This window comes from Roseovarius sp. D0-M9, assembly GCF_037083805.1.
Taxonomy (GTDB): Bacteria; Pseudomonadota; Alphaproteobacteria; order Rhodobacterales; family Rhodobacteraceae; genus Roseovarius.
The window spans coordinates 126,646-149,342 of record NZ_JBAPKZ010000005.1 but is presented as its reverse complement, the minus strand read 5'-3'; the positions used below and the strand labels follow the sequence as shown (position 1 = coordinate 149,342).

Here is a 22,697-nt window from a genome sequence, read left to right as displayed (position 1 = left end):
TTCAATTTTCAGGCGGCGGGGTTCGCGCAAAACAGACCTTGGGCGGCTTGCCCGTTGCGGTAAAGGTCTCATGTCCGCAGGTCAGACAACGGTAATAGCGCTGATCGCCCTCGTCGCGGCCGTGGTCCTCGCGCCAGCGGCAATTGCGGGTCCGCCGGTCGGAAAAGATCAGGATAAGGACAAAGGCCAGGATCAGCCCGATGACGACAAACATGACAAGCGCCTCTCCGATCCCTCTGGCCTGCGACAGGCCTAGCGTGGCGCGCCTGCGCGCTCAACCCGGCAGCTACCGGCGAATTGATGCTGAGCCGCACAAAACAGACCCTTTAACCGCGCCCTGCCCCTCTCTATAAGAGTGGACAACGGCGACCCAGAGTCGCCTTTTTCGCGTTTGCACCCAAAGACAGGACACTACACTTCATGTCCATATTGAGCAGAATTCCCGGAATGTTCACATCGGACATGGCCATAGACCTCGGCACGGCCAATACACTGGTCTACGTCAAGGGTCGCGGGATCATCCTGTCGGAACCCTCGGTCGTTGCCTACCACGTCAAGGACGGCGTGCGGAAGGTGCTGGCCGTGGGCGAGGATGCCAAGCTGATGCTGGGCCGCACGCCCGGCAGCATTGAGGCCATTCGCCCCATGCGCGAGGGCGTCATCGCCGATTTCGACACCGCAGAGGCGATGATCAAGTATTTCATCCGCAAGGTTCACAAGCGCACGACCTTCTCCAAGCCCAAGATCATCGTTTGCGTGCCCCATGGCGCAACCCCCGTCGAAAAACGTGCCATTCGCCAATCGGTGCTGAGCGCTGGCGCCCGGCGCGCGGGTCTGATTGCCGAGCCGATTGCAGCGGCCATTGGTGCGGGCATGCCCATCACCGATCCCACCGGCAACATGGTGGTCGATATCGGTGGCGGCACCACGGAAGTTGCCGTGCTCAGCCTTGGTGACATTGTTTACGCTCGCTCGATCCGCATCGGCGGTGACCGCATGGACGAGGCCATCATCAACTACCTGCGCCGGCAGCAGAACCTCCTGATCGGGGATGCCACCGCCGAGCGGATCAAGACCTCCATCGGCACCGCCCGCATGCCCGACGACGGACGCGGCGAAACGATGAAGATCCGGGGCCGCGATCTGCTGAACGGCGTGCCCAAGGAAACCGAAATCAGTCAGGCACAGGTCGCCGAGGCACTCGCAGAGCCGGTCCAGCAGATCTGCGAGGCGGTGATGACCGCGCTCGAGGCGACGCCGCCGGATCTGGCCGCCGATATCGTCGACCGGGGCGTCATGCTGACCGGGGGCGGGGCGCTCTTGGGCGATCTGGACCTTGCTCTGCGCGAGCAGACCGGCCTTGCCGTGAGCATCGCAGACGAAAGCCTGAATTGCGTGGCTCTGGGCACCGGCAAGGCGCTCGAATTTGAAAAACAGCTACGCCACGCCATAGACTACGATAGCTAAAGGCGCGCCCGCGCCGACCGGGCCCCCGCAAGATTGCAGGGGCCCTCGCGGCGTTATAGCCTAGGGGCCGGGGCGCGGCCCCCTCTCACCGCAGGGATCCCCCGTTTGGCCAAGGATCGCAAACAATCCGACGATTACGCAGGCCCGCTCAAGCGGCTGTTTCTGGGTGTGCTGCTCGTATGCCTTCTGGGTCTTTTCCTCGTGTGGCGCATTGACAGCCCGCGGGTCGAGCGGTTTCGCGCCGCCGTCATAGACGCAGTCGTGCCCAATCTGGACTGGGCGATGGCCCCCGTCACCGGCACCGTCAACCTCCTGCGCGATTTTCAAAGCTATCAGCGCATCTACAGCCAAAATCAGGAGCTGCGCCGCGAGCTGCAACAGATGCAGGCATGGAAAGAGGCTGCCCTGCAACTGGAGCAGGAAAATGCGCGCTTGCTGGATCTGAACAACGTGCGCCTCGATCCGCGCCTGACCTATGTCACCGGTGTCGTTTCCGCCGATAGCGGATCGCCCTTTCGCCAGTCCGTGCTGCTGAACGTGGGCGCGCGTGACGGTATCGTCGATGGCTGGGCGGCGATGGACGGCCTCGGCCTTGTCGGGCGCATTTCAGGGGTCGGGCAGAATTCATCCCGCGTGATCCTCTTGACCGATACGTCCAGCCGGATCCCGGTCACGGTGCAGCCCTCGGGTCAGCGCGCGCTGATCCTGGGCGACAATACGGCAGCGCCACCCATAGACTTCCTCGAAGACGCCGGCAGCGTGCGGCCGGGCGACCGGGTGATCACATCGGGCGATGGCGGCGTTTTTCCATCGGGATTGCTGGTCGGGCAGGTCGCGCAGGATCCGGGCGGACGCCTGCGCCTGCGCCTTGCCGCCGATTACGAGCGGCTCGAGTTCCTGCGCGTGCTGCGCAACCACGGGAGCACGCGTATCGACGACACCGGCGATCTGATCGCACCGGACGCGATGCCCACGCCCCTCTTGGGCGGGGATGCAGCAGCCGCGGTCAGGGGCTTTGTAGCACCCGACGCGGGGACCGCCCCCAATGAGTGAGAGGACGCGCGCGCATCTCTGGGCCATGCGCAGCCTTTTTGCGGCACTCTGCGCGGCGGTGATCTTTTGCCGGATCCTGCCGCTCAGCACGCTGCCCTCAGGATGGGCCGGGCCGGATCTCATCATGGCGCTCGCCTTTGCGTGGGTGCTGCGGCGCCCGCAGTACGCGCCGCCGCTTCTGATCGCGCTGGTGGTCCTGCTTGCGGATTTGATGTTTCAGCGGCCTCCCGGGCTTTGGGCCGCGTTGATCGTGCTGGCATGTGAGGCGCTCAAGGCGCGCGCGCCGGGCCTGCGCGACATGGGGTTCGGACCCGAATGGCTAATGGTCGCCGTCACCGCGCTTGGCGTCACGATCATCTATCGGCTGAGTTTGGCGATTTTGCTGGTGCCGCAGGCGCCGCTGGGGCTCAGCTTGATGCAAATGGCGATGACGGTGCTATGTTATCCCTTGGTGGTCATGGTCTCGTCACTCCTTCTCGGAGTGCGCAAGGCACGGCCCAGCGAAGGCGGCATAAGGGGTCGTATATGAAGCGTCAGACGCGCAACACGGCGGCTAGTCAGCGGCACATCACGCGGCGCGGCCTGATTCTGGGCGCGGGGCAGGCCGGGTTTCTTGGCCTTCTGGCGTGGCGCATGCGTCACCTACAGGTGGATCAGGCCGATCAGTTCCGCCTGCTGGCCGAAGAAAACCGGATCAAGATCCGGCTGATCCCGCCCGCGCGCGGACAGATCTTTGACCGCAACGGACTCGTCGTGGCCGAAAACGTGCCCAGCTACCGCATCATGCTGGAGCGCGAGGAGGCAGGCGATGTCGAGGATACGATCGCGCGGCTGGGCCGCCTGATACATCTTGACCCCGAAGAGCTGGAGCGCGCCCGCGAGGAAATGCGCCGCTCGCGCGTGCACCCCGTCACCATCGCGGACCGCGTCAGCTGGGAAGAATTGAGCCGCGTTGCCGTCAACGCCCCCGCCCTGCCCGGTGTGCGACCCGAAGTGGGTCTGTCGCGCCGTTATCCGATGGATCAGGAATACGCCCATGTGTTGGGTTATGTCGGGCCCGTCAGCGACTATGACCTTGGCAAGATCGAGGTGCCGGACCAGTTGCTTTTGGTTCCACGGTTCCAGATCGGCAAGGTCGGACTCGAGGCGATGCAGGAGGATCTGTTGCGTGGCAAGGCCGGCACCAAGCGGGTGGAACAGAACGCAGCCGGTCGCGTGATGCGCGAGTTGGACCGCCAAGAGGGCGAAGCGGGCCGCGACATCCAGATCACCACGGACAGCAACCTGCAATCCTACATCCACGCGCGGCTGGAAGGCGAAAGTGCCGCCGCCGTCGTCATGGATTGCGAAAGCGGCGACATCCTTGCCTCTGTTTCGACCCCGGGCTTTGACAGCAACCTTTTCGTGCGCGGCATCTCCACGAGCGCTTACAACGCGCTGCTTGAGAACAAATATCGCCCCCTGCCGAACAAGGCGGTTCAAGGCATGTATCCACCGGGCTCCACGTTCAAGATGGTCACCGCCCTCGCCGCGCTAGAGGATGGCGATGCCTCTGCCGAGGACACCGTCTATTGCCCCGGACACCTTGAGGTCAGCGGGCGGCGCTTTCACTGCTGGAAGCGCGCGGGGCATGGCAACATGGACCTCAGCACGGCCTTGCGCGAGAGCTGCGATGTCTATTTCTACGAGATGGCGCTGCGCACCGGCATCGAACGGATCAGCGCCATGGCGCAGCGCCTCGGTCTGGGCGTGACGCATGATCTGCCCATGACCAGCGTGGCCGAGGGGCTGATCCCGACCAAGGACTGGAAACGCAGTTCGCGCGGCGCCGAATGGGTGATCGGCGACAGCGTAAACGCCTCCATCGGTCAGGGCTTCGTGCTGACCTCTCCGCTGCAACTGGCAGTCATGACCGCGCGGCTCGCCACCGGGCGTGCGGTCACCCCTCGGCTGATCAAATCGGTCGGCGGCGTCGAGACACCGACAGGCCACGGCGACGACATGGGCATCAACGAGAACAACCTGCGCAACGTGCGGCGCGCCATGTATGACGTGTCCAACAACAAGCGCGGCACCGCATATGGAAGCCGCATCTTGACCGAGGGGATGCGCATGGCCGGCAAGACCGGCACCAGCCAGGTGCGCAACATCACCGCCGCCGAGCGCGCGCAGGGCGTGCGTCGCAACGAGGATCTGCCGTGGGAGCGGCGCGATCATGCGCTTTTCGTTGACTACGCGCCCTTCGACAATCCGCGCATCGCCGTCGCGGTCGTGGTCGAGCATGGTGGGGGCGGCTCGTCCGTCGCAGCGCCCATCGCGCGCGACATCACGTTGCAGGCGCTTTACGACGGCGATCCCCCGCTCGAGGCGTATCCCGCCGCTGACCGGGGCCGCATCAAGATCCAGCAGGACAATCTGCGCAACGCGCGCCCGCACCATGGCGCCAAGCCGAGCGACCGCGCATGAGCTATCTGGACTACTCGGTCAAAAGCGTTCCGACGGGCCTGCGCAAGATCCTCTATGTCAACTGGCCACTCGCCGTGCTGCTGGCAGCGGTGGCCTGCGTCGGATTCCTGATGCTCTATTCGGTTGCGGGCGGCTCTCCCACGCCTTGGATGGACCCCCAGATGAAGCGGTTCGGCGTTGGCTTCGCCGCCATGCTGATCGTCGCGATGGTGCCGATCTGGTTCTGGCGAAATATTGCAGGGCTGGCCTATGCGGCGTCTCTGGCGTTGCTGGTCGCGGTGGAATTCTTTGGCAGCGTCGGCATGGGCGCGCAGCGCTGGATTGATCTGGGCTTCATGCGGCTGCAACCCTCGGAAGTGATGAAGATCACCCTCGTGATGCTGCTGGCCGCCTATTACGACTGGCTACCTCTGAACAAGACATCGCGGCCCCTTTGGGTGCTGATCCCCGTCGTGCTGATTATCATCCCGGTCTATCTGGTGCTGAGGCAGCCCGACCTCGGCACCTCGATCCTGCTGATTACAGCGGGCGGCGGGATGATGTTTCTGGCGGGGGTTCATTGGGCTTATTTTACCGGTGTGATCGCCGCCGGGATCGGCCTTATCACCACCGTGTTCAAGAGTCGCGGCACCGATTGGCAGTTGCTGGCCGATTACCAGTTTCGACGCATCGACACCTTTCTGGACCCATCGACCGATCCGCTTGGCGCGGGGTATCATATCACCCAGTCCAAGATCGCGCTCGGCTCGGGCGGATGGACGGGACGCGGCTTCATGCAAGGGACGCAATCGCGGCTGAACTTCCTGCCCGAGAAGCACACCGATTTCATCTTTACCACGCTGGCAGAGGAATTCGGCTTTCTGGGGGCGATATCGCTGCTGGGCCTGTACGCGCTGATCATCGTCTTTTGCATCAGTACGGCGATGACAAATCGTGATCGTTTCTCATCGCTGTTGACGCTGGGCGTGGCTGCCACCTTCTTTCTCTTCTTTGCGGTCAACATGTCGATGGTCATGGGCCTTGCCCCGGTCGTCGGTGTGCCCCTGCCTCTGGTCAGCTATGGTGGATCTGCCATGTTGATCCTTATGCTCGGCTTCGGCATGGTCCAAAGCGCACATGTACACAAGCCGAGGTAATCCATGACAATTCAGATCCTGTTCGCCGCACAAGACCCCCGCTGGCCGCAATATGAAGGCCCATTGCGCCACGCGTTGGAGCGCACGGGCATCACCGACTTCAACCTTGCGCGCGACATCGCGCCCGAGCAGGTGGATTACATGGTGGTGGCGCCCAACGGCCCGGTGCAGGATTTCACACCCTACAAGAACTGCAAGGTGGCCATGAACCTCTGGGCCGGGGTCGAAAATATCATCGGCAACCCGACCCTGCACATGCCCCTGGCACGCATGGTCGATCACGGCCTGACGCGCGGCATGGTCGAATGGGTGACGGGCCATGTGCTGCGTCACCACCTTGGCATGGATGCGCATATTCACGGCCAGGATGGCAAATGGCGCACTCATATTCCACCCTTGGCCGAACAGCGCCGCGTCACGATCCTGGGCCTTGGAGAGTTGGGCGCCGAATGCGGCGATGCGCTGAATTACCTCAAGTTCGATGTCACCGGATGGAGCCGCTCGCCCAAGGATCTGCCCGGCATCCGCTGCCTGCATGGCGAGGATGGCCTGCGCGAGGCGCTAAGCACGGCAGAGATCCTTGTGCTGCTGCTGCCCAATACGCCCCAGACGGAAAATCTGCTCGATGCCCAGCGGCTTGCCATGCTGCCGCAAGGCGCGATCATCATCAATCCCGGCCGCGGCCCGCTGATCGACGATCAGGCGCTGCTGGAGGCGTTGGACACGGGCCATATCGCCCATGCGACACTCGATGTTTTCCGCACCGAGCCGCTGCCCGAAAACGATCCCTACTGGTCGCATCCCTCGGTGACCGTAACGCCCCATATCGCGTCCGAGACCCGCGACGAGACCGCCAGTCAGGTCATCGCCGAGAATATTCGGCGCGGCGAAGCGGGTGAGCCGTTTCTGCACCTCGTCGATCCCAAACTGGGTTACTGAGGCGTTCCGCCAAAAACCCGGGAACACAGCTTTGGGCGGGCCTGCGTCCTCAACAGGAACATTTCAGGTCTGGCCCAATTCTGTCCGGGGCGGTTATCTTATTTGAGCCGTGGGGGCCGCGACGGATCGGATCCGGGCGCGGCCCGCTCGGGCGGGGCAGAGGCGCGCGGCAGGTCAAAGCGCAGCCCCACCTTTTCAAACCTTTGTGCCAGCGCGCTTTGTGGCGCGGCAAAGCCGACATCAAGCGCGCCAGCCTCGATACCCGAAAATGTCAGCGCCTCGGACACGGCGCGCGTCAGCGCGCCTTCGGCACCCGGCGCGGTGCCAATGAACATCACCACATGCCCCGATGCCCCGCCCGCATAACGCACACCGGCGAGGCAGGCGTGGCTTGCCAGCCCTTCGGCGCGGGCCAGCTTGGCATCAAGAACACTCAACAGCGCCTCGGGCACACCCTCGGGCGCACTGACACTCTCGGGGCGGGCAGTCGCTTCGGCTCCGCCGCCTTGGCCCAGCGTCTCGGCCAGCCATCCCAGCGCCTCGGGTGGCAGCAGGATAGACGACGGGGCCGCATCGAGGTTTAGGCCCAGACCGGCCCCCGCCCCCGACAGCATCCCCGCGAGCGTGCGGCCCGGCAGCATCGCGTAGGGCGCAGGGCCCCCGCCGGTAAAGCCGGCCAGCCGCTCTTCGGTGTCAAAGGCCAGCGCGAAATCCGTGCCATCGACATCAAAGGTCTGCGGCGTCACATGATCGCCCGTCCCTTCCTCGGTCAGCAGCACAAAGAGCTGCGTGTCAGCAAGGCAGTGATAGAAGGCAAGGCGCGGCGCGCCTTCCTCGCTGGCTGCCTCCATCAGGGCGTGGGCGCGGTCCAGTGCGGTCTCAGTCATCTTGCATCACCTCCTCGACGCGGGCGCGCAGGGCGGGCAGAACCTCGTCCTCGAACCACGGATTTTTCTTCAGCCAACCCGTATTGCGCCAGGACGGGTGGGGCAACGCGAATGTCTCCGGGGCGCGGGCCCGCCAATCGCCGACGACCTGCGTCACAGTGCCGCGCATGCCCAGATGGTAGCGCTGCGCATGGGCACCAACCAGCACGCGCAGGCGGATGTCCGGCAGCGCCGCCATCACGCGGTCGTGCCAGGTCTTCTGACAGATTGGAGGCGGCGGCAGATCGGAGCCGCGCGCATCATACCCCGGAAAGCAGAAGGCCATTGGCACGATCGCCACGCGGGAACGGTCATAAAACACAGAGCGCTCCAGCCCCAGCCAGCGGCGCAGCCGGTCGCCCGAGGCATCATCGAAGGGCACCCCCGACGCATGGACACGCGCGCCGGGCGCCTGCCCCGCGATCAATACGCGCGCGCCCGTCGCAAACCAGGGCACCGGACGGGGCGTATGGCGTGTGGCCGTCGCGGCAAAGCGGCTCGCGCACAGTCGGCATCCGGCGATACGGGCCGCAATAGGGCTGGCACATGCGGTCATGAAGGTTCAGATATGATTGCGTGGCGCAGGTTTCCAGCCACGGTCCCAGCACGCCGCGCCATAATTGTTTCCAATCCAGCATAAAAAACCATTTTTACGAACGACATTTTGACAGTTAAGGCATAATTCTGCCTTTAACCCTATATAGAAGCCAAGGCAGTCCACATTTGGGATACGGGCCGCAAAGGCCAATCCCACGCAAGGCTCCACCTCAAGAGGGCCAGCACAGCAGTTTTTTCGGAGCGTTCCATGCTCGAGTTCGATAATGTCAGCAAGTCCTTCTGGACCGGCACACAGCGCAAGGTGATCCTTGATAAGGTCAGCTTTCGGGTGGAGTTGGGCCGCTCCATGGGGATTCTGGCACCAAACGGCACGGGCAAGACGACACTGATCAACATGATGGCCGGCCTCGAGAAGCCCGACGAGGGCGAGATTCGGCGCGGCTGCCGCATCAGCTTTCCCTTGGGGTTCATGGGCGGCGTCATCAGCAAGATTTCGGCGATGGAAAACAGCCGCTACATCGCGCGGCTCTATGGCCTAGACCCCGATTACGTAGAGGCGTTCTGCCGCTGGATGTGTAACTTGGGCGAATATTTCGACCAGCCACTCGGCACATATAGCTCGGGGATGAAGTCGCGCTTTACCTTTTCGCTGATGCTGGCACTCGATTTCGATATCTATCTCATTGACGAGGGCATGCCCAGTTCGACAGACGTCGAGTTCAACAAGAAGGCGGGCGAGATCCTGCGCGAACGCCTGTCGACGACCACGGTCGTGATCGTGTCGCACCAGCCCGCGGTGCTGGAGAAATTCGCGGCATCCGCCGCCGTCCTGATGGACGGCCAGCTTTATATGTTCGATACCTTGGAAGAGGCCAAACAGCTTTATGACTACGAAACCCAAGGCTAGAAAATTCCGCATCCGCCGCACGCCCTTGTCCGAGGGCGATGCGCAGAATCCCGAGAGCGGAGCACCGTCCGAGACAGCTTCGCCGCGCGCCGCGACGACGCAGCAAGATGCGTCCCAGGACGCGTCTGGTGCACCGCGCGAGGGCCAGGTGTCGAGCGCGCGCGAGATGGCCGGCTCGACCAGCATTGACGATATTCGCAGGGAGGGCCTGACAGGCCGCCAATTGCGTATGGCGCGCCGCGTGGCGCACAAGCACGGGCTGGCGCCGACCTCGGATTTTGACGCCGTGCGCCTTCTGCGCGAGCGCGGCATCGACCCCTTCCAGCGCTCCAGCATTCTGGAGCTGGTGGCAAACGATCAAAACGATGACGATATCGGCGATCTGGTGCCGGCCAAGGGCCGCGAGCTGGAGGCGCAGCGCCTGCAGCTGCCGCAGACGCGGCCAACGCAAAACACGCTGCCCTCGACTCATCACAGCCCGGCAGAGCGGCGGAGCGAAGAGATCGGCCGCATCCAGCGCGACATTGCCAAACGGCGCCGCCGCAAGCTGCTGCTGCTGCTGACCCGTCTGGCCGCCTTCGTGTTTTTGCCCACATTGCTGGCGGGATATTACTATTACGCCATCGCAACGCCGATGTATTCGACCAAATCCGAGTTTCTGATCCTGTCCAATGACGGCGGCGGGGGCGGCGGCGGAATGGGCGGCTTCAAACTGCCCAGTCAGTTCGCAACGGGGCAGGACGCGATCGCCACGCAGTCCTACCTTCTGTCCAAGGACGCGATGCTGCGTCTCGACCGCGATGTCGGCTTTCGCGAGCATTTCAGTCAGCCATGGATCGACCCGATTCAACGGCTTGACGCGGATGCAAGCAACGAGGATGCCTACAAGCTCTACAAGAAATACGTCAAGATCGGCTATGATCCGACTGAAGGCGTGCTGCGCATGGAGGTCTCGACCGCCGATCCCGAAGTCAGCGCCGAATTCTCGAACAAGCTGATAACCTATGCCGAAGAACGCGTCGACGATCTGTCCAAGCGAAAACGCGAGGACGCCCTGGAATCCTCGATCGAAAGCCTTGAACAAGCCAAGGAGGACCGCCGCGAGGCCCAGCGTGAGCTGGTCGCGATGCAGGAGAGCACCGTTCTGGACCCCGAGGGCGAGATTACGAATATCCGCCAGCTCATCGGGAATGTGGAATTGCAGTTGCAGGAAAAGCAGCTGGACCTGAATACACAGCTGAACAACTCGCGCCCCAACGCAGCCCGTGTAGAGGCACTGACCAGCGAAATCGAAGTGCTGAAAGCCGAGCAGGCCCTTCAGCGCGCGCGCCTTACGGACGCAACCGAGGACAACGCATCGCTGGCCTCCCAGACGGCCGACATCCAAATGGCGCAGGCAGACCTGATGACCGCCGACATGGTGCTTCAGGCCGCGCTGGAATCGCAGCGGATGAGCGCGAGTGAGGCGAACAAGCAGGTGCGCTATCTCACCGTCAGCGTGCGGCCCGTCGCCTCGCAAGATGCGTCATACCCCAGGTCGTTCGAAAATACGATCCTGGCGTTTCTGGTGTTCGCGGGCATCTACCTGATGATCTCGCTGACCGCGTCCATCCTGCGCGAACAGGTTTCGTCCTGAACAGAAATCTCTACCATATCCTTTCATCTGCCACCTGCGCGGCCTCATGCGCGCGAATGGCCCCAACGAATAGAGTAGCCAAGTGAAGACACCGCAGCAGACCGTCACACCGAACACGTGGGAATTCCTGCGCGATGCCATGATCACGCCAACGGGCTTTCGCGAATACGACGCCCGCTGGAAATACCCCGAAGAAATCAACCTGCCCGGCATGACGGCGCTTGGCCTAGGCCTTGGAACGCAAATCATTGCGCGCGGGATCGCGCCTGTGATCGCAGTCGGCAACGACTATCGCGACTATTCGCTGACCATCAAGAATGCGCTGATGCTGGGTCTGATGCAGGCGGGCATCAAGGTGCTGGATATCGGCCCCGCCCTCAGCCCGATGGCCTATTTCGCGCAGTTCCATCTGGATGCGCCCGCTGTCGCCATGGTCACCGCCTCGCACAATCCCAACGGCTGGACCGGGGTCAAGATGGGGTTTGAGCGCCCGTTGACCCACGGCCCCGATGAGATGTCCGAGTTGAAATCCATCGTGCTCGAGGGCCGCGGCCAGCGCCGGCCCGGTGGCAGCTATGAGTTCGTCGAGGGCGTGCGCGAGGCCTACCTTGACGATCTTGTCGGCGATTTTCGCATGACGCGACCGCTGAAGGTGGTCTGCGCCACCGGCAATGGCACCGCATCGGCCTTTGCGCCCGAGCTTTTTGCGCGCATGGGGGTCGAGGTGGTCCCCTCGCATAACGAGCTGGATTATACCTTTCCCCACTATAATCCGAACCCCGAGGCGCTGGAAATGCTGCATGACATGGCAGATGCCGTGCGCGCCTCGGGCGCGGATTTCGCACTGGGCTTTGATGGCGATGGCGACCGCTGCGGGGTGGTGGACAACGAGGGCGAAGAGATATTCGCCGACAAGATGGGCGTCATCATGGCCCGCGACCTCGCGCGGCTCTATCCCGGCAGCACCTTTGTCGCGGATGTGAAATCGACGGGGCTGTTCGCATCGGACCCTGAGTTGCAGGCGCATGGCGCCAAGGCAGACTACTGGAAAACCGGCCACAGCCACATGAAGCGGCGCGTCAAGGAAATTGGCGCTTTGGCGGGATTTGAAAAGTCCGGCCACTACTTCCTCGCCGAGCCGATCGGGCGCGGCTATGACTGCGGGCTGCGCGTCGCGGTCGAAATCTGCAAGCTGATGGATCGCAATCCGCAGCAGTCCATGGCCGATCTGCGCCGCGCCCTGCCCATGACCTACGCCACGCCGACCATGTCGCCCTATTGCACAGACCTCGAGAAATACGATGTGCTCGAGCGTCTCGTGGCCAAGCTTGTCGCGCATCATGAGGCCGGGATGCCGCTGGCGGGTCGCAAGATCGCGCAGGTCGTCACGGTCAATGGCGCGCGCGTCATTCTGGACAACGGCAGCTGGGGCCTCGTGCGGGCCTCGTCCAACACGCCCAATCTGGTCGTCGTCTGCGAAAGCAGCGAAAGCGATGCCGAGATGCGCGCGATCTTTGCCGATATCGACGCGGTGATCCGGACCGAGCCCTCCGTCGGAGAGTATGACCAGACGATCTGACACGGCATGGGGCGCGCATATCGCGCCCCTTTCGCTGGTCCCTGCCGCACCGCCGTTATAGGGTCGCGCCATGACCGAATTGCCCCAGACGACCGTCACCTATTCGCCCGATCAGGCCGAGGCGCATGACCGCATCGCCGAGGCGCTGCGCGCCGCTGGCGTGGACTTGGAAAATGGCACGACCACGCCCCCTCGCGAGGGCAAGGAGAGCGTGATGGCCGTGATTGGCAAGGCCGGATCGGGCAAGACGCTGCTCCTGGCCGCGCTCTACCACGCGCTCGAGGAGGCGGGGGTCGATATCGTCTCGGGCGATTACGAGGGCAAAAAGCGCAAGGACCGGCGCACGCTGGCCATACTTGCCCCCACGAACAAGGCGGCCTCTGTCCTGCGCATGCGCGGCGTGCCCGCGACTACGATCCACCGCATCCTGTATACCCCGGTCTATGACCCTGAGTATGAAAAGATCGCCGAGTGGCTGGCCGGAAATGGCGAGCGCCCCGAGATCGCCGAGATGTCGGAAACCGCGCTGGACCGCGCCTTTGCCTTTTACCAAACCAACAAGTCGATCCCCGGCGCGCTGGCGGCTGCCGGCCTCAAGGGCAGCGATTTCATCACAGGATGGAAGCGGCGCGAAGAGCCTCTGGATATCGGCTTTATCGACGAGGCATCTATGCTGGACACGCGCCAGATGGACGACCTCAAGGAGATTTTTCCCACGCTTCTGCTCTTCGGCGATCCGGCGCAGCTGGCGCCTGTCAACAGCTCGGGCGCGATGGTCTTCGAGACATTGCCCGAAGCCTCCAAGCTGGTGCTGCACCGCATTCACCGGCAGGACGCGGACAACCCCATTCTGGACCTCGCCCATGCGCTGGCCGATCCTGCGCTGGAGTTTCACGATTTCGAGCGCATGATCGAGGAGGCGGCAAAGCGCGACGATCGCGTCCGCTGGTCCAGCCGGGTCGAGGTGGATCTGATGGCGCGCAGCCCTGTCCTCGTCTGGCGCAACGCCACACGCATCCGTCTGATCAATGCGTTTCGCTCGGTCCACGGCGCGCCGCTCGATGCGCTGCTGGAGGGCGAGCCGCTGATTTGCGACGGCATCGAACTGCCCCTGAAGCACCGCAAGAAACGCCTCGATCTGGAGGCGCGCGGCCTCATCAAGGGGGCGCAGGTGATTTACCTGGGACCGGGGCGCAGGCCCGGATTTTCCCGCCTGCACGTCATGGGCGCCGAAGACCCCCAGTTGAGCGCGGCCAGCATCGTGAAGATCGAGAAGCCGGACGAGGAAGAGCCCTTCATCCCCTTCGCCGCCAACATGGGCGCGACATTCCTGCACGGGGCGGCCGTCACGATTCACAAGGCGCAAGGATCGCAATGGAAGGACGTTCAGGTCTTTGCCCCCGACCTATACGCCGCCGCGCGTATGGGCCGCAGCGAGGCGGGCCAGCCCCTATGGAAGCGCCTTGCCTATGTCGCGATCACCCGCGCCGAAGAGCGCCTGCACTGGGTCGTGCGCAACCGCCTGTCCAAGCCTGAACATGACTTGCGTGTCGACGATCTGCGCACCAAGCCCGTGCCCCTGACGCTGGAGGAAGAGCCGAGCGGTTGACGCAACCGCCCCGAGACTGTCCGCTTGGCGCCTCAGACCCTCTCGACGATCACCGGGATGCTCTGGTGCTGCCTATGCACATGATATGTGAACGGCCCGGCGCGGACACAGAAGTTTGGCTGTTCGCTGACTGAAAGCGCACATCGAAAATCTCACTTTCATCGCCGGGAAAGGATCAGGGAGTGATCGCCAGCCTGATGGCGTAGGCGACCACCCCAAGGGCAAGCACACTTGCGATCCAGATCGCGATGAACCAGCCAAGTTTGCGCAGCCCTGAGCGGTGCATCAATGATACCCTTCCTCGGGGTCCACCTTGCCACGGAACACCCAATAGGCATAGGCGGTGTAGCCGAGGATCATCGGAACCAGAACGACGGTGCCCACCAGCGCGAAAAGCAGGCTTTCATCCGGGGCCGCCGCGTCGACGATGGTCAGGCCCGGCGGCACGATATGGGGATAAAAACTGATCCCGATCCCGACAAAGCAGAGCACGAAAAGGCCCAGAGATGCGAGGAAGGGCTGTGCATCCTTGCCGTCGTTGAGGCCGGTGAAAAGCGCCCAGGCAGTGCCAAGAACGGCGACAGGCATCACCACGCTGAGGAGACTGCCCGGCAGATTGAGCCAACGGTCGAAGTATTCAGGGTTCAGGAAGGGCGTCAGCAGGCTGACGAGGCCAACAAAGCCGAGCGTTCCAACCGCCAGCCACCAGGCCAGCCCCTGCATCCGCCGCTGCAAGTCGCCCTCGGTCTTGAGGATGAGCCATGTCGCGCCCAAGAGGGCATACCCCACCACGACGGCCAGCCCGGTCAGCACCGAGAATGGGCCGAGCCAATCCCACCAGCCGCCTGCATAGGCCCGGTCTGCCACCTCGATCCCCTGGACAAGCGCGCCCAGCGCGATGCCCTGCATGAAGGCCGCCAGCAGCGAGCCACCGCAGAATGCGACATCCCAGACAGATTTCCACCGCTTCGTCCGCCAGCGATATTCGAAGGCGACCCCGCGAAAGATCAGCGCCAGTAGCATCAGGGTGATGGGCATGTAGAGGGCTGGCATCACCACCGCATAGGCCAGGGGGAAAACGGCAAAAAGACCGCCCCCGCCCATCACCAACCATGTCTCGTTGCCATCCCAGATGGGCGCGATGGAATTCATCATTGTCGCCTTCTCGCGCTCACTTTCGGCGAAGGGAAAGAGGATGCCGACCCCAAGGTCGAACCCGTCGAGGATCACGTAGGTCAGGACGGCGAACGCGATGATCCCGGCCCAGATAAAGGAAAGTTCAAACATCTGATGGCTCCTTATTCGCCGGGGATTGCGTCGCGGTCGGTTTGCAAGGCCGGGGTCGTGCCCGCCGTGCGGATCGGCCCGTCACGCAGGCCGAGGTGTGGGGTGCCTGCCGGTTTGTTCATCATTCGCAGCAGGTAGAATGTGCCCGCGCCAAAGATGAAGAAATAGACCACGATGAAGGCCAGCAGCGACGCTGCCACAGCCGGGGCGGCAACGGGCGCGAGGCTGTCTGCGGTGCGCAGCAGGCCGTAGACCGTGAATGGCTGGCGCCCGACTTCGGTCGTGATCCACCCCGCCAGCACCGCGACAAACCCCATCGGGCCCATCACGATGGCCGCGCGATGCAGCAGAGCATCGGTGTAAAGACGCCCGCGCAGCCGCCGCCACACGCTCCACACGCCAAGGCCGAGCATGGCAAACCCCAGGGCGACCATGACCCGAAAGCTCCAGAAAACCATTGCCACCGGCGGCTCATCCCCGTCGGGGACGGTATCAAGTCCGTCCAGAGGCGCGTTCAGATCGTGCTTGAGGATGAGGCTGGACAGCTTGGGGATCTGGACGGCGTAGTCGATCCGCTTTTCTTCGGCGTTGGGGATGCCGAACAGGATCAGCGGCGCTCCATCGGGGTGGCTGTCGTAATGTCCCTCCATCGCCATGACCTTGGCGGGCTGATGCTCCAGCGTGTTGATGCCGTGGAAATCACCTGCCGCAATCTGTAGCGGTGCGACCACGATCAGCATCCACATCGCCATGGAAAACATCCGCCGCGCCTGCGCATCGCTGCGGTTGCGCAGCAGGTGCAGCCCGCCGACGCCGCCCACGACAAGCGCGGTGGTCAGATAGGCCGCCAGAACCATATGGGTCAGCCGATAGGGAAAGGACGGGTTGAACACGATCTGCCACCAATCTTCGGGCACGAATTGGCCGACATCGTTGATGCCGTAGCCGGCCGGCGTGTGCATCCACGAGTTCACCGACAGGATCCAAGTCGCTGACATCAGCGTGCCGAAGGCCACCATCGCAGTGGCGAACATATGGAGTTTCTCGCCAACGCGGTCACGCCCGAAAAGCATGATGCCCAGAAATCCGGCCTCGAGAAAGAAGGCCGACAGCACCTCATACGCCATGAGGGGGCCAAGGACCGGCCCGGTCTTGTCCGAAAAGACCGACCAGTTGGTGCCGAACTGGTAGGACATCACGATGCCCGATACGACACCCATGCCAAACGCCACCGCAAAGATCTTCTTCCAGTAGTTGAACAGCGTCAGGTAGATCTCGTCGCGCGTCCGCAGCCACAGGCCATTCAGCACGGCAAGATAGCTGGCCAGACCGATGGAAAAGGCGGGAAAAATGATGTGGAAGGACACAGTGAATGCGAATTGCATCCGCGCCAGCGTCTCTGCCGTCATGCCATCGAACATTTCATGGTCCTTCCTTGTCAAAGGTGCCGGATCAGAGGCATCGGCGGGTCACAGCGTCACGGTGCGCAAATAGGGGCGGAGCGTGGTGTAGCCCTGCGGGAATGCCGCTGTGGCCTGCGCGTCGGTGACGGACGGCGGGATGATGACCTGCGCGCCGGGCACCCAATCTGCCGGCGTGGCGATCTTGTAGGTGTCGCTGGTTTGCAGGGCGTCGATCACCCGCAGGATTTCATCAAAATTCCGGCCCACGCTCATCGGGTAGGTCATCGTGAGACGGATCTTCTTGTCCGGGTCGATGATGAAGACCGAGCGGACGGCAGCGGTCGCGCTCTCGCTGGGGTGGATCATGTCGTAGAGCTTGGCGATCTCAAGGTCCGCATCCGCAACGATGGGGAACAGCAGGGTCGTCTGCTGCGTGTCGTTCACGTCCTCGATCCATTTGACATGCTCGGACACGCTGTCCGTGGACAGCCCGATGGGCTTGACGCCGCGCGCGGCAAAGTGCTCGGCCAGTTGTGCGGTGCGGCCCATTTCCGTGGTGCAGACAGGTGTGAAATCTGCTGGGTGACTAAAGAAAAATGCCCACTCACTGCCGATCCAGTCGTGAAAACGGATCGGGCCGGTCGTTGTGTCTGCAGAGAAGTCTGGGGCGGTATCACCAATGCGAAGGCTCATGTCGTATATCCTATATTTGAAATAGTGGTTTAATCTGGATACCCCCACTGGTTTACAAAAGCAATACTTTGAATGTATCTTATGAGTGCGGCAATGGGATGCATCATGAAACTGACCAGCTACACGAATTACGCCCTGCGCTCCTTGCAGCTTGCGGCGCTGAAATCGCCTGAGCTTGTGCGCGTCGATGACGTTGCCAAGATCCATGGGCTGTCAAAACCGCACATCATGAAAATCGTGCATGAGCTGGGCAAGGCGGGTTACCTTGAGACGGTGCGCGGTCGCGGCGGTGGATTTCGGCTGGCCCGTCCGGCAGAGGAGATGATCGTCGGGGACGTAGTGCGCATCACCGAGGGGCCACTGGAGGTGGTCGAGTGTTTCAATTCGGACAAGAACACCTGCCCGTTGATCGGGATCTGCATTCTGTCGCGCAAGATAAAGGAGGCCACCGCCGCCTTCATGGCTGTGCTCGATGATCTGACGATTGCGCAAATCTCGGCCAATCGCGGGCAGTTGATGGACAGGATCGCCCCGCTGGAACATCCCAAGCAAGAGGCCAAGACCCAATGATTGACACCAGCGCTTGGGTCGAGCGCTTTCCGGGCCTCTCGCGTCTTGAACCGCAGATCAAGGAGCTGTTGATCGCGCGCAGTTTCATTCAGGAGGTCGAGGCCGGAGCGACCCTCTTTGGCCCCGGCAACTCCCCCGAGAACATGCTCTTTTTGCTGGAGGGTTCGGTGCGGGTGCAACAGGTGTCCGATACGGGGCATGAAATCGTTCTCTATCGAATCCACGCCGGAGAAAGCTGCGTGCTGACGACGGCCTGCCTGCTGGCCTATGAGGATTATGCCGCCGAGGGCGTTGCTGAGACCGCCGTTCAGGCGGCGGCGATTCCGCGGCACGTCTTCGATGATCTGGTTGTTCAGTCCAAACCCTTTCGGGATTTCGTCTTTGCCGCCTTCGCCAAACGCATCACCGACCTTTTTCGCATGATCGACGAGGTGGCATTCCAGCGGCTGGATGTGCGGCTTGCCCACAAGCTTATCAGCCTGTCAGACGGCGGGGATGACCTTCTGATCACCCATCAGAAGCTCTCGGTCGAGCTGGGAACAGCGCGCGAGGTCATCTCGCGCCAGCTTCAGGAGTTCCAGCGGCGCGGATGGATCGCACAGGCCAGAGGCCGTGTGTCGATACGCAATCGCGCACAGCTTGTCGAACTGGCCGACCACCACGCCTGAGACGTGCCACCGACCAGAACGGGACCATTCGGTGACAATGTCACCGACCCTAGGGCCGTGAAAGGCATATACTGAATGCATCTTTTATGGGAGCAACGGAAATGACCACCAACATCGGCACGATGGATCGCGTGCTTCGCCTGATTCTGGGGATTGTCTTGCTGGTCGCCCCTTTCGTCGGCGGCATGGCGATCTTTGACTCCACCGCGGCCATCGCCGTATCCGTCATCGCGGGTATCATCCTGATCGCGACCTCCGCGATGAAGTTCTGCCCGCTCTACCGCATCTTCGGCATCCGGACGTGCCAACTGTGATCGAGACGGCATTCACACCTCTGCAGTCCCTTGGCGGGGGCGCTCTGATCGGTCTCGCTGCGGTTTTGCTCATGGCGGTGCTGGGGCGCATCATGGGGGCCACCGGCATCGTCGCGGGGCTGTTGCAGCCTGCGGGCCTTGCCGATTGGTCGTGGCGCGCGGCAACCCTTGCGGGGATGATCAGCGGGCCCATCGCCTATCTGCTCATCACCGGGCAGGTCCCTGCCCTGCAAATTCCTGTCAGCACGCCGATGCTGATTGTGGGCGGTTTCCTCGTCGGTATCGGCGTGACCTTCGCGTCGGGTTGCACATCGGGTCACGGTGTCTGCGGCATGGCGCGACTGTCGCCCCGCTCGTTCGCCGCGACGCTGACCTTCATGCTGGCCACCGGTATCACGGTTTTCGTGATCCGCCATGTCGTGGGGGGCTGATCCATGCGCTTGATCCTCTCGTATCTCATCGGTCTCGTGTTCGGGATCGGCATCGCCCTGTCGGGCATGATCAATCCCGCCAAGGTGCTCAACTTTTTCGATGTCGCGGGCACTTGGGACCCCAGCCTTGCCTTTGTCATGGGCGGCGCCCTGATCGTCACGGCGCTGGGCTATCGTCTGGTGCTGAGGCGCCCTGCCCCACTCCTCTCGGCCAAGTTTCAGCTGCCCACGCGCCGCGATCTGGATCTGCCGCTGATCGGCGGATCTGCGGTCTTTGGGGCTGGCTGGGGCATCGCGGGCTTTTGCCCCGGTGGCGCGCTCCCTGCCCTCGGCACCGGGCGCGCCGAAGTCTTCATTTTCGTCGCCGCCCTGCTGGCTGGCATCATCGCCGCCAAGGTGCTTCAGGCGAAACTCAAAAACCGGGCAACAGCCCAGGCTTAATTCAATCGAGGTATCCGTATGACCTATCCTGTAGACATGTCCGTCCATCCCGAGGTGTCCGCCCATTTTGATGAGGCGACCAACACGATCACCTATATCGTCAAGGACCCGGCCAGTGATCACTGTGCCATCATCGACAGCGTGATGGATATTGATTACGCGGCAGGGCGCATCACCTATGACGCGGCAGACGCGCTGATCGCCGAGATCGAGGCGCGCGGCCTGACACTGGACTGGATCATCGAAACCCACGTCCATGCCGACCACCTGAGCGCGGCCCCCTACATCCAGTCCAAACTGGGTGGCAAGATCGGGGTCGGCGAAAAGATCATGATCGTGCAGGAAACCTTCGGCAAGGTGTTCAACGAGGGCACCGAGTTCGAGCGCGACGGCTCGCAATTCGATGCGCTGTTCAAAGATGGCGATACCTACATGATCGGGCAGATGCAGGCATTTGCCATGTATACGCCCGGCCACACCCCCGCATGCATGGTCCATGTCCTGGGGGATGCCGCCTTTGCGGGCGATACGCTTTTCATGCCCGATGGCGGCTCGGCACGGGCCGATTTCCCCGGCGGGGATGCGGGTGTGCTATACGACAGCATCATGAAGGTGCTGGCCCTGCCGGACGACATGCGCCTTTTCATGTGCCACGACTACGCTCCGGGGGGCCGTGCCATCGCATGGGAAACCACCGTGGCCGCCCAAAAGGCCGACAACATCCATGTGGGCGGCGGCAAGACCCGCGAAGAGTTCATCGCGTTCCGCACGGCGCGGGATTCCCAGCTGGGCATGCCCCAGCTCATCATCCCGTCATTGCAGGTAAACATGCGCGCTGGCGCCGTCCCCAAGGACAAGGACGGCAACCCGATGCTCAAAGTGCCGATCAACGCCATCTGAAAATCGGAGCCTCTCATGGACCTCAAGACATTGACTGCCGGCCTGTCGGTCAGCGCGCAGATTTTTCCCGCCGACATGGAGGCCATCAAGAAAGCAGGCTTTCGCGCGATCATCTGCAACCGCCCCGATGGCGAGGGCGCCGATCAGCCCACGTTTCAGGAAATCGCGTCAACAGCCAAGAAAGAGGGCCTCGAGGCCGTCTATCTGCCGATCGTCTCTGGCAAGGTCAGTGACGACGATGCGGCGGCTTTCGACAAGGCCATGACAGAATTGCCCGGGCCCGTTCTGGCCTATTGCCGCACGGGGACGCGCTCGGCCACGCTGTGGTCGCTGGCGCAGGCAAGCCAGCAAAGCGTGGCCGATATCCTCGCCGCGACCAAGGCCGCCGGCTATGACATGGGCGGCGTGGTGCGGCGCATCGCCAACGGCGGCAAGACCCCGACAGACACGGGCGATGCCAACTACGAGATCGTCATCGTCGGTGCGGGGGCGGGCGGCATTGCCGCAGCGGCAAGCCTCAAGACACGCAAGCCCGACCTCGAGATCGCCATCATCGACCCGGCGGACATCCATTACTACCAGCCCGGCTGGACCATGGTGGGCGGCGGCGTGTTCGACGCGCAGGATACCGCGCGCACCATGGGGTCGCTGATCCCCAAGGGCGTGCACTGGATCAAAGCCGCCGTTGCCGCGTTTGAGCCGGAGAATAACGCCATCATTCTCGATGGCTGCCGCGTGGTCAAATACCAGCGCCTGATCGTCTGTCCGGGCATCAAGCTGAACTGGAACGGGATCGAGGGTCTGGTTGCGACGCTGGGCCAGAATGGCGTGACTTCGAATTATCGCTACGATCTGGCCCCCTACACATGGCAGCTGGTCGAGCGGATGAAGGCAGGGCGCGCGATATTCACCCAGCCGCCCATGCCCATCAAATGCGCCGGGGCACCGCAAAAGGCGATGTATCTGTCCGCTGACGCATGGCTTCGGCGCGGCGTGCTGAAGGACATCGACATCGCGTTCAACAATGCCGGTGGCGTGCTCTTTGGCGTCAAGGATTACGTCCCTGCCCTCATGGAATATGTCCACCGATACAGCGCATCGCTCAACTTCTTTCACAACCTTGTCGCCGTCGACGGCCCCGCCAAAAAGGCGTGGTTCGACGTGGCCGAGCCCGATACCGAAACGCGCCGGATCGAGGTGGAATTCGACATGATGCATGTCTGTCCGCCCCAGACAGCGCCAGATTTCATTCGCGTCTCGCCCTTGGCCGATGCGGCGGGCTGGGTCGACGTGGATCAGGCCAGCCTGCGCCACAAGACATATGACAACATCTGGTCCCTCGGCGACGTGATGAACGCCCCCAACGCCAAGACGATGGCCGCCGCGCGCATTCAGGCGCCTGTCGTCGCTGCAAACATCGTAGCCGACATCCACGGCAAATCGCCCGTCGCGCAGTACAACGGCTATGGCTCCTGCCCGCTTACGGTCGAGCGGGGCAAGATCGTTCTGGCCGAATTCGGCTATGGCGGGACGTTGCTTCCAAGCTTTCCCAAGGCCATCATCGACGGCACCAAACCCTCGCGCGCGGCGTGGTTCCTCAAGGAAAAGATGCTGCCCCCGATCTATTGGAAGGGCATGCTGAAGGGCCGCGAGTGGATGGCGAAACCCGAGGACGTCACCGCCAGTTGAAATATCCCCCCGGCCCCTGCATGCA

At 62.8% G+C, this 22,697-nt stretch carries 24 protein-coding genes; 17 read left to right on the top strand and 7 right to left on the bottom strand.

The annotated features are described in order from the left end of the window. Position 1: 1 nt before the first annotated feature. The gene (locus tag V8352_RS05690; protein ID WP_336423295.1) at positions 2-214 is read right to left on the bottom strand and encodes a hypothetical protein; all 213 of its coding nucleotides are present in this window, start codon (positions 212-214) and stop codon (positions 2-4) included. A gap of 206 nt (positions 215-420) precedes the next feature. Between V8352_RS05690 and V8352_RS05685 the strand changes: the two genes are divergently transcribed. From V8352_RS05685 to V8352_RS05660, 6 genes are all read left to right on the top strand, one after another. Continuing rightward, entirely contained in the window at positions 421-1,467 is a 1,047-nt protein-coding gene (locus V8352_RS05685; protein WP_336423294.1) for a rod shape-determining protein, read from the top strand. A gap of 105 nt (positions 1,468-1,572) precedes the next feature. After that, positions 1,573-2,520 carry a rod shape-determining protein MreC gene (gene mreC / locus V8352_RS05680; RefSeq protein ID WP_336423293.1) on the top strand — a complete coding sequence of 316 codons (948 nt, stop codon included), beginning with the start codon at positions 1,573-1,575 and terminating at the stop codon, positions 2,518-2,520. Next, positions 2,513-3,049 carry a rod shape-determining protein MreD gene (locus V8352_RS05675; protein WP_336423292.1) on the top strand — a complete coding sequence of 179 codons (537 nt, stop codon included), beginning with the start codon at positions 2,513-2,515 and terminating at the stop codon, positions 3,047-3,049. The genes mreC and V8352_RS05675 overlap by 8 nt, the downstream gene beginning before the upstream one ends. Beyond that, entirely contained in the window at positions 3,046-4,986 is a 1,941-nt protein-coding gene (gene mrdA / locus V8352_RS05670; RefSeq protein ID WP_336423291.1) for a penicillin-binding protein 2, read from the top strand. The genes V8352_RS05675 and mrdA overlap by 4 nt, the downstream gene beginning before the upstream one ends. Further along, positions 4,983-6,122 carry a rod shape-determining protein RodA gene (gene rodA / locus V8352_RS05665; protein ID WP_336423290.1) on the top strand — a complete coding sequence of 380 codons (1,140 nt, stop codon included), beginning with the start codon at positions 4,983-4,985 and terminating at the stop codon, positions 6,120-6,122. The genes mrdA and rodA overlap by 4 nt, the downstream gene beginning before the upstream one ends. A gap of 3 nt (positions 6,123-6,125) precedes the next feature. After that, positions 6,126-7,061 carry a 2-hydroxyacid dehydrogenase gene (locus tag V8352_RS05660; RefSeq protein ID WP_336423289.1) on the top strand — a complete coding sequence of 312 codons (936 nt, stop codon included), beginning with the start codon at positions 6,126-6,128 and terminating at the stop codon, positions 7,059-7,061. 98 nt (positions 7,062-7,159) lie between these two features. Here V8352_RS05660 and V8352_RS05655 read toward each other — a convergent pair whose 3' ends face one another. Continuing rightward, the gene (locus V8352_RS05655; RefSeq protein WP_336423288.1) at positions 7,160-7,948 is read right to left on the bottom strand and encodes an SseB family protein; all 789 of its coding nucleotides are present in this window, start codon (positions 7,946-7,948) and stop codon (positions 7,160-7,162) included. Next, positions 7,941-8,543, bottom strand: coding sequence for a uracil-DNA glycosylase family protein (locus tag V8352_RS05650; protein ID WP_336423287.1), 603 nt, complete (start codon positions 8,541-8,543; stop codon positions 7,941-7,943). Before V8352_RS05650 ends, V8352_RS05655 begins: the two co-directional genes overlap by 8 nt. A gap of 249 nt (positions 8,544-8,792) precedes the next feature. Here V8352_RS05650 and V8352_RS05645 point away from each other — a divergent pair, with 249 nt between their 5' ends. The 4 genes from V8352_RS05645 to V8352_RS05630 all read left to right on the top strand — a co-directional run bounded on the left by V8352_RS05645 (position 8,793) and on the right by V8352_RS05630 (position 14,276). Then, positions 8,793-9,452 carry an ABC transporter ATP-binding protein gene (locus tag V8352_RS05645; protein ID WP_336423286.1) on the top strand — a complete coding sequence of 220 codons (660 nt, stop codon included), beginning with the start codon at positions 8,793-8,795 and terminating at the stop codon, positions 9,450-9,452. Further along, the gene (locus tag V8352_RS05640; protein WP_336423285.1) at positions 9,430-11,088 is read left to right on the top strand and encodes a capsule biosynthesis protein; all 1,659 of its coding nucleotides are present in this window, start codon (positions 9,430-9,432) and stop codon (positions 11,086-11,088) included. The genes V8352_RS05645 and V8352_RS05640 overlap by 23 nt, the downstream gene beginning before the upstream one ends. Before the next feature lie 139 nt (positions 11,089-11,227). After that, positions 11,228-12,667, top strand: coding sequence for a phosphomannomutase/phosphoglucomutase (locus tag V8352_RS05635; RefSeq protein WP_336423311.1), 1,440 nt, complete (start codon positions 11,228-11,230; stop codon positions 12,665-12,667). Between the two features lie 70 nt (positions 12,668-12,737). After that, positions 12,738-14,276, top strand: a complete 1,539-nt coding sequence (locus tag V8352_RS05630) for an ATP-dependent DNA helicase (RefSeq protein WP_336423284.1) — start codon at positions 12,738-12,740, stop codon at positions 14,274-14,276. Positions 14,277-14,451: 175 nt separating this feature from the next. Here V8352_RS05630 and V8352_RS05625 read toward each other — a convergent pair whose 3' ends face one another. The 4 genes from V8352_RS05625 to V8352_RS05610 are packed head-to-tail and all read right to left on the bottom strand — an operon-like array spanning position 14,452 to position 17,659. Further along, positions 14,452-14,562, bottom strand: a complete 111-nt coding sequence (locus tag V8352_RS05625) for a DUF2474 domain-containing protein (protein WP_336423283.1) — start codon at positions 14,560-14,562, stop codon at positions 14,452-14,454. Continuing rightward, positions 14,562-15,563: a cytochrome d ubiquinol oxidase subunit II gene (gene cydB, locus V8352_RS05620; RefSeq protein ID WP_336423282.1), complete on the bottom strand. Its 1,002-nt coding sequence runs from the start codon at positions 15,561-15,563 to the stop codon at positions 14,562-14,564. The genes V8352_RS05625 and cydB overlap by 1 nt, the downstream gene beginning before the upstream one ends. Before the next feature lie 11 nt (positions 15,564-15,574). Next, positions 15,575-16,984, bottom strand: a complete 1,410-nt coding sequence (locus V8352_RS05615; protein WP_336423281.1) for a cytochrome ubiquinol oxidase subunit I — start codon at positions 16,982-16,984, stop codon at positions 15,575-15,577. 48 nt (positions 16,985-17,032) lie between these two features. Beyond that, complete coding sequence (locus V8352_RS05610) at positions 17,033-17,659, bottom strand: peroxiredoxin (protein ID WP_336423280.1); 627 nt, start codon at positions 17,657-17,659, stop codon at positions 17,033-17,035. A gap of 105 nt (positions 17,660-17,764) precedes the next feature. Between V8352_RS05610 and V8352_RS05605 the strand changes: the two genes are divergently transcribed. From V8352_RS05605 to V8352_RS05575, 7 genes are all read left to right on the top strand, one after another. Next, positions 17,765-18,229 (top strand): RrF2 family transcriptional regulator, encoded by a 465-nt coding sequence (locus V8352_RS05605; RefSeq protein WP_336423279.1) that lies wholly within the window; start codon positions 17,765-17,767, stop codon positions 18,227-18,229. Further along, positions 18,226-18,897 carry a Crp/Fnr family transcriptional regulator gene (locus tag V8352_RS05600; RefSeq protein ID WP_336423278.1) on the top strand — a complete coding sequence of 224 codons (672 nt, stop codon included), beginning with the start codon at positions 18,226-18,228 and terminating at the stop codon, positions 18,895-18,897. The genes V8352_RS05605 and V8352_RS05600 overlap by 4 nt, the downstream gene beginning before the upstream one ends. Positions 18,898-18,998: 101 nt before the next feature. Next, positions 18,999-19,211, top strand: coding sequence for a YgaP family membrane protein (locus V8352_RS05595; RefSeq protein WP_336423277.1), 213 nt, complete (start codon positions 18,999-19,001; stop codon positions 19,209-19,211). After that, a complete protein-coding gene (locus V8352_RS05590) occupies positions 19,208-19,642 on the top strand; it encodes a YeeE/YedE family protein (RefSeq protein ID WP_336423310.1) in 435 nt (144 codons plus the stop codon). The genes V8352_RS05595 and V8352_RS05590 overlap by 4 nt, the downstream gene beginning before the upstream one ends. 3 nt (positions 19,643-19,645) lie before the next feature. Further along, on the top strand, positions 19,646-20,083 hold the full coding sequence (locus V8352_RS05585; RefSeq protein ID WP_336423276.1) for a DUF6691 family protein: 438 nt from the start codon (positions 19,646-19,648) through the stop codon (positions 20,081-20,083). Positions 20,084-20,101: 18 nt separating this feature from the next. Then, a complete protein-coding gene (locus V8352_RS05580) occupies positions 20,102-20,983 on the top strand; it encodes an MBL fold metallo-hydrolase (RefSeq protein ID WP_336423275.1) in 882 nt (293 codons plus the stop codon). 15 nt (positions 20,984-20,998) lie between these two features. Next, positions 20,999-22,672: a TIGR01244 family sulfur transferase gene (locus V8352_RS05575; protein ID WP_336423274.1), complete on the top strand. Its 1,674-nt coding sequence runs from the start codon at positions 20,999-21,001 to the stop codon at positions 22,670-22,672. Positions 22,673-22,697 lie beyond the last annotated feature (25 nt).